General features: G+C 49.9%; 12 protein-coding genes and 3 tRNA genes. 3 read left to right on the forward strand and 12 right to left on the reverse strand.

Annotated features, from left to right (window positions below; genetic code table 11):
- Positions 1–33: 33 nt before the first annotated feature.
- Positions 34–1,056, forward strand: a complete 1,023-nt coding sequence (locus NXS08_RS03950; protein ID WP_259137542.1) for an adenosine deaminase — start codon at positions 34–36, stop codon at positions 1,054–1,056.
- Positions 1,032–1,829: an alpha/beta fold hydrolase gene (locus NXS08_RS03955; RefSeq protein ID WP_259137544.1), complete on the forward strand. Its 798-nt coding sequence runs from the start codon at positions 1,032–1,034 to the stop codon at positions 1,827–1,829. The genes NXS08_RS03950 and NXS08_RS03955 overlap by 25 nt, the downstream gene beginning before the upstream one ends.
- Before the next feature lie 60 nt (positions 1,830–1,889).
- Here NXS08_RS03955 and NXS08_RS03960 read toward each other — a convergent pair whose 3' ends face one another.
- From NXS08_RS03960 to NXS08_RS03985, 6 genes are all read right to left on the reverse strand, one after another.
- Positions 1,890–3,071, reverse strand: coding sequence for a UDP-N-acetylmuramate dehydrogenase (locus NXS08_RS03960; protein WP_259137546.1), 1,182 nt, complete (start codon positions 3,069–3,071; stop codon positions 1,890–1,892).
- A gap of 105 nt (positions 3,072–3,176) precedes the next feature.
- A complete protein-coding gene (locus tag NXS08_RS03965) occupies positions 3,177–4,433 on the reverse strand; it encodes a sugar MFS transporter (RefSeq protein ID WP_259137547.1) in 1,257 nt (418 codons plus the stop codon).
- 97 nt (positions 4,434–4,530) lie between these two features.
- Positions 4,531–4,701, reverse strand: a complete 171-nt coding sequence (gene rpmG, locus NXS08_RS03970; protein WP_006547375.1) for a 50S ribosomal protein L33 — start codon at positions 4,699–4,701, stop codon at positions 4,531–4,533.
- An 86-nt stretch (positions 4,702–4,787) separates the two neighbouring features.
- A tRNA-Met gene (locus NXS08_RS03975) sits at positions 4,788–4,861 on the reverse strand.
- Between the two features lie 87 nt (positions 4,862–4,948).
- A tRNA-Thr gene (locus NXS08_RS03980) sits at positions 4,949–5,021 on the reverse strand.
- 97 nt (positions 5,022–5,118) lie between these two features.
- Positions 5,119–5,199, reverse strand: a tRNA-Tyr gene (locus NXS08_RS03985).
- 232 nt (positions 5,200–5,431) lie between these two features.
- On the opposite strand from NXS08_RS03985, the gene NXS08_RS03990 reads away from it, so the two are divergent.
- Positions 5,432–5,926 carry a YajQ family cyclic di-GMP-binding protein gene (locus NXS08_RS03990; protein ID WP_259137550.1) on the forward strand — a complete coding sequence of 165 codons (495 nt, stop codon included), beginning with the start codon at positions 5,432–5,434 and terminating at the stop codon, positions 5,924–5,926.
- Positions 5,927–5,990: 64 nt separating this feature from the next.
- Here NXS08_RS03990 and htpX read toward each other — a convergent pair whose 3' ends face one another.
- The 6 genes from htpX to nuoL form a co-directional block, all read right to left on the reverse strand.
- Positions 5,991–6,854, reverse strand: coding sequence for a zinc metalloprotease HtpX (htpX, locus tag NXS08_RS03995; RefSeq protein ID WP_259137552.1), 864 nt, complete (start codon positions 6,852–6,854; stop codon positions 5,991–5,993).
- Positions 6,855–7,034: 180 nt separating this feature from the next.
- Complete coding sequence (locus tag NXS08_RS04000) at positions 7,035–8,465, reverse strand: FAD-dependent oxidoreductase (protein WP_259137554.1); 1,431 nt, start codon at positions 8,463–8,465, stop codon at positions 7,035–7,037.
- 289 nt (positions 8,466–8,754) lie between these two features.
- Positions 8,755–9,747 (reverse strand): polyprenyl synthetase family protein, encoded by a 993-nt coding sequence (locus NXS08_RS04005; protein ID WP_259137558.1) that lies wholly within the window; start codon positions 9,745–9,747, stop codon positions 8,755–8,757.
- Positions 9,748–9,760: 13 nt separating this feature from the next.
- Positions 9,761–11,329: an NADH-quinone oxidoreductase subunit NuoN gene (gene nuoN / locus NXS08_RS04010; protein WP_259137560.1), complete on the reverse strand. Its 1,569-nt coding sequence runs from the start codon at positions 11,327–11,329 to the stop codon at positions 9,761–9,763.
- Entirely contained in the window at positions 11,326–12,873 is a 1,548-nt protein-coding gene (locus tag NXS08_RS04015) for an NADH-quinone oxidoreductase subunit M (RefSeq protein WP_259137563.1), read from the reverse strand. The genes nuoN and NXS08_RS04015 overlap by 4 nt, the downstream gene beginning before the upstream one ends.
- A gap of 19 nt (positions 12,874–12,892) precedes the next feature.
- The gene (gene nuoL, locus NXS08_RS04020; protein WP_259137565.1) at positions 12,893–14,863 is read right to left on the reverse strand and encodes an NADH-quinone oxidoreductase subunit L; all 1,971 of its coding nucleotides are present in this window, start codon (positions 14,861–14,863) and stop codon (positions 12,893–12,895) included.
- Between the last annotated feature and the right edge of the window lie 8 nt (positions 14,864–14,871).

Consider the following 14,871-nt stretch of genomic DNA (forward strand, 5'->3'; position numbering starts at 1 on the left):
TCCTCATATCTAGTTTTCCTCAGAAGTCCCACGGTGAAAGATTTAGCGAAACTTCCTAAAGCCCATTTGCATCTGCACTTTACGGGTGCCATGCGTCCGACAACTATGGTTGAGTTGGCACAAGAACAGGGAGTTCGTTTACCCGCTCACCTTTTAGAAAACGATCCCCTTACTGTCCCAGCTAATGCGCGGGGTTGGTTCAGGTTCCAGCGTTCCTATGATGCTGCCCGTGCTTTAGTGCGTTCAGAAGCGGTAATGCGTCGTTTGATTGATGAGGCTGTGGAGGACGATGTTAGCGAAGGTTCGGTTCGTTTAGAGATTCAAGTAGATCCCACTTCCTACGCGCCGTGGGTAGGTGGTTTAACTCCGGCTTTAGAGATTATTTTAGATCAGGCACGTATTTCTGGAATGCAGCATGGTCTTTCAGTAGGGGTGATTGTTGCCGCTTCACGGATAAGGCACCCTTTGGATGCCCGCACTTTAGCTCGGTTAGCCGCCAAATATGCGGGAACGGCTAACGGTGAAGTGGTAGCTTTTGGACTTTCTAATGATGAAGCTGCGGGTACTACAGCAGAGTTTGCCCACGCTTTTCGTTTGGCTCGTAAAGCTGGCCTGCCAGGAGTTCCTCACGGCGGGGAACTGCTTGGCCCAGATCATGTTAGGCAGGTGATTTCCCATTTGCAGCCGCGCCGGCTGGGTCATGGGGTGCGGGCAGTGGAAGATCCTCGGCTTTTAGATGAATTGATTGCAGCTGGCGTGGGTTTTGAGCTTTGCCCCACTTCTAATGTGTCTTTAGGAGTTTTTGGTGACTTATCTCAATTGCCTTTGCGAGATCTTTTTTCTGCCGGTGCTGCTATTGCCCTGGGGGCGGATGACCCACTGCTATTTCGTTCACGTTTGCTAACTCAGTATGAGTATGCTCGTTCACGTGGTTTTACAGATAGCGAATTGGCTTCGCTGGCAACTTCTTCGATTGAAATTTCTTTGGCTCCGCCAGACTTAAAAGCTCAATGGATTAAACAGGTACAGGCATGGTTGAACAGTTCCCACACGTAGTTAAAGGCATTTATAGCATCAACGGGGTGCGGGTGCGGACCGCGCGATTACGTGCAGGGGCTTTCCAAGTTGGTGATCCTGCTTTTGTTCTGGTCCATGGAATTGGGGTAGATTCTAGGTACTTTTACCAAGTTGCTGAAAAGCTACTTCCCTATGGAGAAGTTCTGCTGGTGGATTTACCTGGTTTTGGTGCTTCACCGCGCCCCCATACTCCACTTTCGATCGCAGGTTTTGCAGCTGTTTTACACGCCGTAATCAAAGCTGCTGAGCTTCATAATCCGGTAATCTTAGGACATTCTATGGGCGCGCAGGTGGTAGCTGAACTGGCTGTGCGTGATCCTGAAATGGCGCAGCGCATCCTGCTGGTAGGGCCGCCGGTAGATTTGCGACGCCACTCTTTCCCCCTTCTACTTTGGCGTTTTCTTCGTTCTTCAATACATGAATCCCCTAAAGTGGCAGCTTTCGCACTAAATGCTTACGCACGTTCAGGAATTTACTGGTTCTCTGTGACCCTACCGGCCGTGATTGGGTTTTCTTTACAAGAAAGACTTAAACTCACAGAAGCGAAAATATCTTTAATCCGCGGACAGTACGATTATTTGGCAGCTCGTAAATGGGTGCACCGCCTTCAGGCTGGTCTGGTTGAACGTGGGCAGGCAGCTGCCCCGCTGGTAGAAATCCCCCGCGGAGCACATTCAATAGTGCTCTGTTTTGAAGAACAGGTAGTAGCCAGCCTTGTAGAACTAAGTAATTTATCTACGCAAACAGATTGAGTGTAACCGTCTGCGGGGCTTTATACCAGCCCGCAGTAATAGCGGGCTACATTTTCTAAGTTATTCGGCGTTTACAAAAACTGGTTCGGGAATCAGCTCAATTCCGAACTTTTCCTTTACTCCTTGTTTCACAACCGTAGCTAGTTCAAAAATATCTGCGGCGCTGGCATTCCCTTGATTAGTTATGGCCAGGACGTGGGCGGTAGAAAGCGCTGCCCCTGACTCAGGACGAACTTTGAACCCCTTTGTAAAACCGGCTTGTGAAATCAGCCAAGCTGCAGAAGTTTTTACCTGGTCTGCGACTTGGAAACGCGGTGCTTCTGCGGGGAGGCTATCCGCTATTTGTGCTGAAAGGATCGGGTTGGTGAAGAAAGAGCCTGCCGAATAGGTGTTGCGATTAGTGTCATCTAATACCATCGATTTAGACCGGCGCAGTTCTAAAACGGCGTCTCTTACTGCCCGTACGTCCAGGCGTTCACCCAAGGTTACGCCCAGCTTATCAGCCAGTTCTTGGTAGGCGATTGGTGCAGATAAGGAAGCTGAACGGGTAGCGAACTCTACAGAAAGGATAATCCACCTGCCGGATGGTCCCCAGAGGCGCCCATTGGAGAGATTTGGATCGGTTACTGAACGTTTGAAGATTGACGTGCGGTAGCCAGCTTCTAAATCAGAGGCAAAAATAGTCTTGGTACGTTGTAAAAGCCGGTCGTAAACGCGAACTGAGGCAATAGAGTCTGCAACTTCCTGCCCGTAAGCTCCAATATTTTGCATGGGAGCCGCCCCCACTGTGCCGGGAATCCCCGAAAGAGCTTCTAAGCCCCCACCCCACTGCCGTTCAACCGCGGTAGCTACCAGTTCATCCCAGGCAACTCCAGCTGTTGCAGTAAATGAGATTCCCCCACAGGCTGAATCGTGGGTGAGTTTTATTTCAGAACGCATATCGCGAATTACTACGCCGGAAAATCCCGTATCAGTGGCCACAATATTTGATCCGCCACCAAGCATCATCACCGCAGTGCCCGCCGCGTCAGCAGCTTTCACAGTCTGGATAATTTCTGCTTCTGTTTCAGCGCGAACCAGGTTATTCACCGGCCCACCTACCCCCAGAGTTGTCCAGTCCCGTAAAAGGAGAGATTCTGGCTGATACTGTCGGTGCGATGGGGTGCGTTCTAACTTTTCCACCTGCGTAGGGTCAAGACTGTAAGTTAGCGAACATGATTCTTCATCCGCATATTTCGCCATGATTCTCCTTATGAAAACTATCTGCCGTGTCGCGGGAAGAATAGTTCTTGCGTATGTTGTATTTACTTACTTGCGTTAAGAATAGCAGTTGCGAAAGAATACTTTTTATTCGGCGGCTGAATTATCTAGTTTGTGATCATTTTGCGGGCGAAGCTGACCGGTGAGCAGAACTGAAATGAATACCGGTAGCACTAACGCCCCTAAAGCCCGTTGATAACCCACGTATTCAGCTAAATATCCGATAAGCGCTGGCCCGGCAATGGCAGCGCTGAAGCTAATCGTACTCATCACTGAAAGCCGAGAGGCGCTTCTAAGTGGGTCAGCAGCTAAAACTGAAGCGCTTAACGGGTATCCTAAAGCGACGCCAACTCCCCAAAAAGCCGCTCCAAATAAAGCCAGCCAATACACTGGGCTAAAGGCTAGGAACACTACCCCAACTAGTCCGAAAATCAATAGGGCACGTAAGAGTTTATCGACCGAGTAAAAACTTTGCAGGTGCGGTGAAAGAAGCCGCGTTGCAGTTAAAGCTGTCAAAAAAATCGCTAAAGAAGCAGTTCCATACCAAACGGGCAAACTGAAACCATCTACCATCGCCAGTGCCAGCCAATCTGCTGCGGCCCCTTCCGTAATTTCAATACCAAAAACCAACACTCCAATTAGTAGGGTACGTTTTTCTTTCCAAGCGTCACTACTTTTTACCACCTGATTAGTTGAGGTGGAATTGCCAGAAGTTTGTTCCCGGTGCTGATCGGTTTCTTTCACCGTCCCTCTGCCCGTCAGTTTTGCAACTGTTGCGGCAGGCAGAAAATGCGTGAAACTCCAAACTGCCAGTAGCGCAGAAAAACAGATTACCGCAGTAATGTGCGTGTAAATAGAAAAGCCGTTACGTAGTGAGCCGACGGCTAAAAGCGCGCCACTGACCGTGCCAATTGAAAAAGCAGCGTGAAACCAAGCCATCCGTGGTTTCCGCAGCTTCACTTCCACGTATCCGCCCTCGGTATTGATAGCTGCGTTAAGTAAGGAAGCGCCGGTATTGGCAGTTAAAAGGCAGCCTACCAGCAGCGGAACGGAGCTTGCTTGCAAAGCCCCCAGCACACCTAATAAGCCGACTGTCCAAAGCGTGAATCCGATAGTCCCGATGCGAGTGGGCCCAAAACGCGTCACTAGCGGACCGGCGGCGGGAATCGCCAGCATAGCTCCCAACGCGGCAGAAATCAGTAGGTTTCCCATTTGCGTGGGAGTGAACTGAAAATGGTCGCGTAAGGCGGGCAGTTCTGAAAGAAAAGTGGCGTGCACTAACCCCAGCACATAAAAGATTAAGAGAGTTGCTCGGGTTGCTGCATTAACTGCCTGATTCTTCATAAATTATTTCCCTAGGGCGCCAGATGAAGGAACATGAAGTTTAGACCTAGATATAACGAAACCCCCACTTGTGAGTGGGGGACGTTAAAGATTAATCTTAGCGGGTCTCGCGGTGAGCCACGGAGCGGCGGCAGCGCGGGCAGTACTTCATAAGTTCCAGACGATCCGGCGTGTTACGACGGTTCTTCTTGGTGATGTAGTTGCGCTCCTTGCACTCCGAGCAGGCCAGAGTAATCTTTGGGCGAACGTCAGATGCCTTGCTAGCCATGATGTTTTCCTTATTTTAAGACTAAAACTTACTGCTCGGCGACCCTTGCTTGAAACTTTTGTAAATTTCATTCAAGAATGAGCCGGTAGCGGGAGCGGGGTTCGAACCCGCGACCTCACGATTATGAGTCGTGCGCTCTCACCAACTGAGCTACCCCGCCGCATGGGGTTTGTGCTCCCACTTTAGATTACTAAAGTAGTCTATTGACTATTCATTCAAATAGCAATATGTTTTTAAGCACAAACAGAGCCCCGAAAGGGAATCGAACCCTTGACCTTCTCCTTACCATGGAGATGCTCTGCCGACTGAGCTATCGGGGCAACATCGACAATCTTACCGATATTCTTCAACTACTGTCAAATCATATTCCGTGTTGATTGTCACTTGCAGTTTTCCAGCAGGTACTGGCAAAACCAGTGGTGGAGGAGGGATTTGAACCCCCGAAGCTTTCGCATCTGATTTACAGTCAGGTCCCTTTGGCCGCTCAGGAACTCCACCAGTGCATTTCGTTGTTTCGTTACCTCAACAACTGGTGCTCCCCTAGCTTAACAGAAAACTATTTCTAAATGCCAATTCGATTTTTACGTTTTCAGCGATTAGTGACGCACCTCCCAACCACCTTGGAAAATACATCGCTTTTTCCTCGCTAAACGACTAACCTATTAGTAGAGTGTTTTGCCCGTTTAAGCGGGCTTAGCCCACTGTTTTCGCCATTTAGTAAGGAGTCATCATGGCAGATTCATCTTTTGATGTTGTTTCCGAAGTTGATCGGCAAGAAGTTGATAACGCAGTTAATCAAGCCGCGAAAGAAGTTAATCAGCGTTACGATTTCAGAGGGGTAGATGCCCTGCTCACTTTCAAGGGTGAAACTATCACCATGGAAGCAAACTCAGCTGAACGTGTATTAGCTATTTTAGATGTGCTTCAGTCAAAACTGATCAAACGCGGAGTTTCCCTTAAAGCCTTGGATTTAGGTGATGGTGAACCAAAAGTATCCGGTAAGATCTACCGTTTAGTGGGCACTTTAAAAGAAGGACTTTCAACTGAAAACGCTAAGAAAATCTCTAAACTAATCCGCGAAGAAGGCCCAAAGAGCGTAAAAGCTAATATCCAGGGCGATTCAGTGCGAGTTACTTCAAAATCAAGAGACGATCTGCAAGAAGTTATCGCCCTTTTGAAAAAAGCTGATATCGACGCTGCTTTACAGTTCACTAACTACCGTTAAAAACAAATCTTAAATAAAAGGGGTGGAACGCAAGTAGATTCTTGCGTTCCACCCCTTTATATCTTTAATAACCTGCCAGTTTCTCTAACTGCGCGATCCGCTGATCCATAGGCGGGTGGGTAGACATAAGCGAACGTAAAGCTCCTCTAAACGGGTTAGCAATCATCATTGCCGCCACATTAGACCGCGTGGGCGTGCGTTGCAACGGATTATTCTTCACTCCCGCTTCAATCTTTCGTAATGCTGAGGCTAAAGCTAAAGGGTCTTCGGTAAGCATAGCCCCATCGTAGTCAGCTTCCAGCTCTCGACTACGTGAAATGCCCATCTGCAAAATAGTAGCAGCTAAGGGAGCTAAAAAGATTAACGCCAAAGACCCCAGTAGTCCCAGCGGATTGCTCTGGCGGTTATCTCCGCGCATCACCCCAAATGACATTATCTGCGCTACCGCTGTGATGACACTGGCCATTCCCGCCGCTAACGTAGAGGTGAGAATATCCCGGTTGTAAACGTGCATTAACTCATGTCCCAAAACGCCGCGCATTTCCCGTTCGTTCAGAAGATGAATAATCCCCTCAGTGCAACAAACCGCCGCGTTCTTCGGGTTGCGTCCCGTAGCAAATGCGTTTGGAGTCATCGAAGGAGAAAGATACAGTCGGGGCATTGGCTGACCGGCTCGTTCAGCCAGCTCCCCCACCATCTGATACATCCACGGGGCTTCTTCAGGGGAAACAGGGCGAGCGTTCATTGAACGTAACGCTAACTTATCTGAGTTCCAGTAGGTGTAAAAGTTCATTCCCAACCCCATCACCACTGAAAGGTAAAAGGGGGCGCTGGAACGAGTTCCGAAAGAAATTAGCGCACCGATAGCCACAACTAAACCCCACATCGCCGCGAATAGCAGGGCTGTTTTCATTGTATTCTTACCCATCGGACTCCTTCCTCAGTTTCATTAAATAAGAAGCATACTAATGCAAGCATATCCTTTAGAAGCTGAACTTTCCTCCCCTAGTTTCTCTCAGCCACTTTAGTGGTTGCTTAAAATTTCCAATTATTTCGAGGGCGGAGTTTTACCCCCGCCCTCGAGAAAATCTGTAACTGGCTTACCGGACTATTCTCCGGGCTGTCCAACTAAATCTATTTCGGAAATATCTTCTCCCCGAGAAATCGCTGTCATGGCTTTACGGGAAGCAACTTTAATACGTTCGCGTGGCCCACGCCCGCCTTCCACTTCACCGTACTGGGCACCCAGCTCTTCTTCAAATGCGTTTAGAAGCTCCCACCCTTCCCAGGTGGTGTAGGCTACGCCGCGTTCTTCAAGGAGCTTAACCATTGCCTCATGTCCAACTGCTTCGGTAGTTGCCTGCAGTTTCCCAGCCTGCGCGTCAGCTACCAGGTTAGCGATAGTTTCTTGCGCATCAGACTTAGTGGAACCGATTAGCCCTACCGGGCCGCGTTTAACCCAACCGGTAGCGTAAATGCCGGTGAGCGGCTGACCATTTTCGCCCAGGACTCGCCCAGCTTCGTTTGGAATCACGCCGCGCTGCTGATCGAAAGGAATACCTTCAATAGGTGAAGAGAAGTAGCCGATAGCTCGGTAAACTGCCTGCACTGGGGTTTCTACGAATTCGCCGGTTCCTTCCACGGACCCATCCCCTACTAAGCGGGTACGTTCAGTCTTTAGCGCACGCACATTCCCGTTTTCATCTGCCAAGATTTCAACGGGTGAATGGAACATGTGAATGTGAATCCGGCGGCTGGCAGTGTGTTCTTCCTGCATAGCGTAGTTAGTGAGCGCCTTAACAACCTGTTTGGTCTGGTTGGAAGACGCGATTGCTTTTTCGGATCCTTCGTCAAAGTCAAAATCTTCTTCGTAAACAATCACGTCTACATCTGGCTGGTGTCCCAGTTCGCGTAGTTCCAGTGGAGTGAACTTCACTTGGGCGGGGCCGCGGCGACCAAAAACGTGTACGTCAGTTACGGGGCTCTTACGCAGTCCTTCGGCTACGTTTTCAGGGATTTCGGTAACGAGGAGGTCCTCAACGTGTTTAGCTAGGACTCGGGCCACGTCTAAGGCTACGTTTCCAACGCCCAAAACCGCGATTTCTTTGGCTTCTAAAGGCCATTCGCGCGGGTAGTCAGGGTGTGCGTCGTACCAGGAAACAAAGTCAGCGGCGCCGTAACACTGCGGGAGGTCTACGCCAGGAATGTCTAGGGGCGCATCTTTATCTGATCCGGTGGCGAAGATTACCGCGTCATAGTGGGCATGGAGATCTTCTACGGTAATGTCTGTGCCTACGTTTACGTTGCCCAATAAGCGGATATCTCCGCGTTGGAGGATCTTATAGAGGGCTACGATGATTTGTTTAATACGTGGGTGATCGGGAGCCACTCCGTAACGAACTAGGCCGTAGGGTGCAGGTAAGCGTTCAAATAGGTCAATATCTACATCCAGTCCTGATTTAGAAAGAATATCTGAAGCATAGATGCCTGCTGGACCAGCGCCGATTACAGCAACTGAGAGTGGTCGCGTCTGGGTCACGTTTCCCCCGTATGAGTATTTTATTTCAGCTAGGTGCTGAAGTTGGATATTTAGATCATTTTAAGTTTACGTAATCTGGCCATTAAATGCACCCGCCAGTTTCAGATCTTGGTTTAAGGTTCCAGTTTCTCCCTGTCGGTTTTGTTGCCTTTCTAAGACGCCTAGTTCTCTTTAGAAGCTTGGGTGTGCCGGGAAATCCAGTGAGCATAAGTATCTACGTGTAGAACTGTCTGCGTGTAATCGGAAGGCGGCTCTTGCTAAGTTAGCAAGAGCCGCCTTCCGAAAGGGGTTAGTTCATGCGATCTACCATTAGTTGCGCCAGGTCGATTAACGCCTGCTTCGCTTTTGAGTCCGGTAGGTCATCTAATGCGTCTACTGCTGAAGCCGCCCACTGTTTAGCTATCTGGCGGGTTTCTTCCACTACTTCAGATTTACCTAAGCGTTCCACTACGGAAGCTAAACGTTCCGGATCGGTCAGGTCTGAATCAATATCTGCTAACAGTTTTTGTCCGTCAGCATCTAAAGTGCCCGCCGCTAAACGCTCTCTCAGAAGTAGGATGGGTAAAGTGACTACGCCTTCTACTAAGTCAGTTCCCGGAGTTTTTCCAGAAACAGAACCGTCAGAGGTGAGGTCAATTACGTCATCTGCTAGTTGGAAAGCTACCCCAATCCGTTCACCATAGAGGCCCACTGCCTGGGCAACTTCATCAGTTGCCCCGCCGTGCCATGCGCCAAAAACGGCTGCGGTATTAATTAGCGACCCGGTTTTATCTGCCAGTACCTGAATGTAGAAATCAACCGGATCCTCATTATTTTGTGGACCGAAAGTCTCATTCAACTGTCCAATGCAGAGTCTTTCGAAGGTCTGCGCGTGGTAATCGATGGTGCGCTGCCCCAGGGAAGCTACCAGGCGGGAAGCACGGGCAAACAGTACGTCTCCGGCCAGGATAGCCCGATTATTTCCCCACTGGTGCTGAGCTGCGGGAACTCCGCGACGCTGTGGCGCTGAGTCCATTACATCGTCGTGATAAAGGGTGGCTAAGTGGGTTAGTTCCACTGCTGTTGCAGCTTCGATTACTGCCTGGGAGGCTACTTTGTCAGCTGCCCCTAGCTGGGCGCAAATAAGCGCCAGCATTGGACGCATCCGTTTACCACCTGCATTAGACAGATGGGAGGTTAGTTCATCAACCAGCTGACTTGAACCAGTCACTGAGTGGCGGAGCAACTCTTCAACTTGTTCCATGTCGGCGTTGAGAAGTTCTTCAAGCGTGTTTTCAGTCATTTTTCCATTAACTTTACGGGAGAAGTACTACTACATTGCCGAGTAGTTCCAGAACTGGGCCGGGGAATACGCCAAGTAGCACAGTTAAAACTGCTGCCATCATGATAGCTACGAAACTATAGCCTTCGGAGCGAATCACGACGGTATTTTCAGATGGTTCAGTTAAGAACATGAGGACTACTAAACGGAAGTAGTAGAACGCGGTCACTGCCGAACAAGCCAATGCTAAGGCTACTAGCCAAATCATTCCACCTTCAATACCGGCTGCGAATACTACGAACTTTCCAATGAAACCACCGGTGAGGGGGATACCTGCAAAAGAAAGCAGGAAAATCAAGAAAGCGGTAGCCAAGGCCGGTGATTTGCGTCCCAGTCCTGCCCAACGTTCTAAGGAAGTTGCTTCTCCGGTGACGTTGCCACCGTTATCAACTGAACGCACTAAAGTAACTACACCGAAGGCGCCGATAGTGGCGATCCCGTAGGTGAGTAGGTAGAAGATAATTGCTCCCGCAGAGTGTGCGGTAACGGCAAATAAACCAATCATCACGAAACCAGCGTGAGCAATGGAAGAGTAGGCTAAAAGACGTTTCACATCAGTTTGTACTAACCCAACAAAAGTACCCACTAAGAGCGTGAGAATCACGATGCCAACTAAAGCGTAGTTAAACTCCCACTCAAGTGGTCCCAAAATGGTCAGGTAAATGCGGATTAAAGCTCCAAAAGCAGCTACTTTAACTGCGGCTGCCATGAAACCGGTGATTGGGGTGGGGGCTCCTTGGTAAACGTCTGGAGTCCAGGCGTGGAAAGGTGCAGCGCCAATCTTAAACAGTAAGCCGATTAGCATCAATAGTCCGCCCACAGTGCCAAAGTAAATCATTGGGGATCCGGGAAGAATCCGAGCGATTGCGGAAAGCTGCAAAGAGGAGGTTGCCCCGTATAAGAATGCGCCGCCTAAGAGCAGGAAGGTGGAAGCAAAAGCACCCAGGACGAAGTATTTCAAAGCAGCTTCTTGGGAAAGCTGCCGCCGCCGCCGCGCGGTGGCTACCATCACGTAAAGTGGCAGGGACATTACTTCGAGGGCGATAAACAGAGCGATCAGCGTATTTGCAGCTGGGAATACCATCATCCCCCCTAAGCTAAAGAGCATTAGAGTGTAGATTTCCGTACGCTGGTAACCTTTTTCGATTGAAAGGTCCTCATCGGCTGAACCGGGACGGTCAGCTGGTTGAGCTGCAAAAGCACCATCTTTAAGTTCACTGCGGTCAGTAACTACCAAGATTGCGATTAGTGCTAATAGGAGTAGCACGGCTTGCACTGTCAGGGTAAGTGGGTCTTCGATGTATTCGATGGTGGCAGTGGGGTTGGTGAATCCTTCATTTAGCCTGGAGGCAACTACCAGGATTGCCCCGATAATGGTGGCTAATGAAAGTACCAGTTGCACGGTGCGACGACCCTTTGCAGGGACAAAAGCCTCTACCAAGACAGATACTACGGCACCTGCGAATACGATGAGGATAGGTAGCAGTGAAAGCCAAGGAATTTCTGGTGTCTGGAGTGGGGCAAATGGAACGAGGAAGTTCACTTTGAGTTCCCTTCGGTCTGAGCATTTTCAAGTGGAGCGCTTTGGAAATTAGTTACTGCTGCTTCAGAAACTGGGGTGAGCGCAGAAATCAGCGGAGCTGACCAGATACCTAGGATTACCATGGCGATTAGTAGTGGCGCGACAGTAAACTTCTGGCGCATATCTAAGTCAGAGAATTTATCCATGTTATCCGGTACCGGCCCGGTGAAGATCTTTTGGTATGGAACTAAAAGATAGAGGGCGGCCAGAACTACTCCAAAAACAGCAACGGCAGCCGCGATGGGAAGTACTTTCCAAGTGCCGATTAAAACTAGGTATTCCGGTACGAAACCAGAAAGGCCTGGAAGAGCTACCGAAGCTAAGCCGGATACCAACCAGGTGCCGGCAAGGATTGGGGTGACCCGTTGCATTCCGCGGTAGTCAGCGATTGCTCGGCTTCCTGTTTGCTCGGTTAGATAACCGGAGATGAGGAACATCGCGGCAATGGAAACTCCGTGTGCAACCATGTAGAACATTGCCCCAGTCATTGCAATCGTGGAACCTACGTAAATACCTAACACCATGAATCCAAAGTGGGATACCGAGGTGAAAGAAACTAAACGCATTAAGTCGCTTTGCCCAATCGCTGCTAAACCACCGTAGATGATGGAAACTAAGGCAAGGCCAATAATCACTGGCGCTGCATAAACCGAAGCATTTGGGAAGAGGGGAAGGCAAAGTGCGATCATCCCGTAAGTACCGATTTTGTCCAGCACACCAACTAGTAGCACTGAAGTGCCGGGTCGGGCTGCCGCAGCAGTGTCGGGTAACCAAGTGTGCAGTGGCACCATGGGGGCCTTAATCGCGAAAGCGATAAAGAAGGTGATGAAAATACCTAACTCTACGTTGAAAGGCAGTTGCGTTTGTGAAAGGTTCTCTAACAGGTATGCCTGGGGGGTTCGTTCTGCGTAGACAAAGAGGGTGATTACCCCCGCTAGCATTACTAAACCGCCTGCCAGCGAGTACAGTAGGAACTTCACTGCAGCTGCTTTTGCGTTGGCAATCCCGTAGCGTCCGATCATGAAGTAAAGCGGGATTAGCATGGCTTCGAATGCGAAGTAGAATACTGCTACGTCGCGGGCTGCGAAAATCAGCACCATGAATGCTTCCAAAAGCAGAATCAAAGCCGCGTAGCGCCCGGCTTCCAAACTGGGGTTAGCTGCCTGGCTATCTTCTTTCCAAGCTGCTACTAGTACCAGTGGAACTAAAGCTAACGCTAAGACAATCATTACTAGGGAAAGTTGCGTTACCCCCAGTGCCCAGCTAATTCCGATTTGCGGAATCCAACTGTAGGTTTCGGCTAGCTGATAGCTTCCAGCTAAAGTCCAGTCGATCTGTGTGGTAGCGAAAAGAACTAGGAGCAGTTCAACTACCGAAACGCCTAGGGCGATGTAGCGACCAGCTTTTTGCAGTGGTTTAACTGACAGGATAAGTACGCCAGCTAAAGCAGGTAGCGCAACTAACAGGGTTAGCACTGGGAAAGTGCTTGAAATAGTTTCTAACATTTCTTTCTCTCCTCCGTGCTTAGAACTGGAAAGCTAAAGTTGTAATCAAAGCTACAACCACGCCAGCTAGAATGTATCCGGCGTATCCGCGGATGTAACCGGTCTGTGTCCAACTTACGGCTGCTCCTAGTTTGGTTGAGAGCTTAGCCAGACCGTGGACAGTGCCATCTACTACGTGTTTGTCGGTAGCAACTACCCCGCGCATTACTGCGTTAGTTGGGGTGACGAAGAGGGCGTTATTCAGCTGGTCTTGGTACAGGTCGTTGCGAGCTGCGTGTACCAGGGAGTTTCCAGCTGGAACAGCTACGGGAACTTCCTCTAGGTGGTACATCTTGTACGCTACGGCTGCGCCGATGATTACCACAGCGAGTGTGGCGATTTGGATAACGATAATCGGAAGTACCGGTTCGTGGTGTTCACCATATCCAAAAACCGGGGATAGCCAGTTGGTGAACATATCGTTCCAAGCTAATACGATACCCATGAAAGTAGCTCCGATTGCCAGGATAATCATTGGAATGGTCATCAGTGGGGAGCTTTCATGCGGGTGGAATTCTGCTTCGCTCCACCGCTGTTTCCCGTAGAAGGTCATGAAGAATAGGCGGGACATGTAGAATGCGGTGATTCCAGCGCCAACCAGGGCGACGATCCCGAATACCCAACCAGCCCAGGGAGCGTCGTAGTTTCCGAAGTGGTTTGCGGTGAATGCGTGTTCGATTAACTTATCCTTTGACCAGAAACCAGCGAAAGGAGGCACGCCGAGAATTGCCAGCCAACCTACTAAGAAAGTACCGGCGGTAATCGGCATAACTTTTTGCAAAGCACCAAAGTGACGCATATTGATTTCATCATCCATGGCATGCATAACTGACCCGGCTCCAAGGAACATGAGAGCTTTGAAGAAGCCGTGGGTGAAGAGGTGGAAGATTGCAAATGCCCAGCCGATTGGGCCTAAGCCAGCTCCGAGCATCATGTAACCGATTTGGCTCATGGTAGAAGCAGCTAGTACTTTCTTCATGTCATCTTTAGCGGTACCAATAATGGCTCCAAAGAGCAGGGTGAATGCGCCAACAATAGCTACGGCGGTAGTGGCGATAGGTGCTTCTAGGTAGATTGCGCCAGAGCGGACTACCAGGTAGACACCTGCGGTAACCATGGTGGCAGCGTGGATTAAAGCAGATACTGGGGTAGGGCCAGCCATTGCGTCCCCCAACCAGGCTTGGAGTGGGAACTGGGCTGATTTACCACAGGCGGCAACAAGCAGGAATAAACCTACTAAAGTGGCGGCGTGTGCCCCAGCTTGCGGGGCTGCTTTAGCAACTTCAGTAAAGTCCACACTTCCGTAGGCGGCGAACATGGTCATCATGGCAAGCAGAAGCCCCATGTCACCCACGCGGTTCATCACGAAGGCTTTCTTAGCAGCTGAAGCGTAGTCTGGGACGAAGTTCCAAAAACCAATCAGCAGGTAGGAGGCTAAGCCTACGCCTTCCCATCCCATGAAGAGTACCGCATATGAGTTACCAAGTACTAGGGTGAGCATGGCGGCGATGAAGAGGTTCAGGTAAGCGAAGAACCTACGCCGGTCTTTATCGTGATCCATATAGGCAACTGCGTAAACGTGGATTAATGACCCCACAAAGGTAACTAGCATTACGAAAGTCAAAGAAAGTGGGTCTAGTAGGAGTCCAAAATTAACGTTGAAATCGCCTGCGGGAATCCAGCTAAAGAGGTGGAGGTTGAGACGACTATTTTCATAGTCAGCTCCCAGTAGTTGCAAGAAAATTGCAAATCCGATGCCGAATGAAGTCCATGAGGCTGCTACAGCCACCCAATGTCCCCAGCGGTCGGTGACGCGTCCGGCTAGTAAGAGCCCCAGGGATACTACCAGAGGCACCACAATCATCAGCCAGGCGTAGCTAGCTACCCCGGTTGCTTCCACTACCGGCGCAGGGGCGCTTGGGCTGAGAGGAAGGTTAATTAGTTCAGTCATATTTGCTT

This window comes from Gleimia sp. 6138-11-ORH1, from assembly GCF_024814355.1.
Lineage (GTDB): Bacteria > Actinomycetota > Actinomycetes > Actinomycetales > Actinomycetaceae > Gleimia.

Bases quoted from the DNA above. Each gene is read 5' to 3' on its own strand.
- NXS08_RS03955 (WP_259137544.1), top strand. From the start codon at position 1,032: ATGGTTGAACAGTTCCCACACGTAGTTAAAGGCATTTATAGCATCAAC.
- NXS08_RS03960 (WP_259137546.1), bottom strand. From the start codon at position 3,071: ATGGCGAAATATGCGGATGAAGAATCATGTTCGCTAACTTACAGTCTT.
- NXS08_RS03965 (WP_259137547.1), bottom strand. From the start codon at position 4,433: ATGAAGAATCAGGCAGTTAATGCAGCAACCCGAGCAACTCTCTTAATC.
- rpmG (WP_006547375.1), bottom strand. From the start codon at position 4,701: ATGGCTAGCAAGGCATCTGACGTTCGCCCAAAGATTACTCTGGCCTGC.
- NXS08_RS03990 (WP_259137550.1), top strand. From the start codon at position 5,432: ATGGCAGATTCATCTTTTGATGTTGTTTCCGAAGTTGATCGGCAAGAA.
- htpX (WP_259137552.1), bottom strand. From the start codon at position 6,854: ATGGGTAAGAATACAATGAAAACAGCCCTGCTATTCGCGGCGATGTGG.
- NXS08_RS04005 (WP_259137558.1), bottom strand. From the start codon at position 9,747: ATGACTGAAAACACGCTTGAAGAACTTCTCAACGCCGACATGGAACAA.
- NXS08_RS04015 (WP_259137563.1), bottom strand. From the start codon at position 12,873: ATGTTAGAAACTATTTCAAGCACTTTCCCAGTGCTAACCCTGTTAGTT.
- nuoL (WP_259137565.1), bottom strand. From the start codon at position 14,863: ATGACTGAACTAATTAACCTTCCTCTCAGCCCAAGCGCCCCTGCGCCG.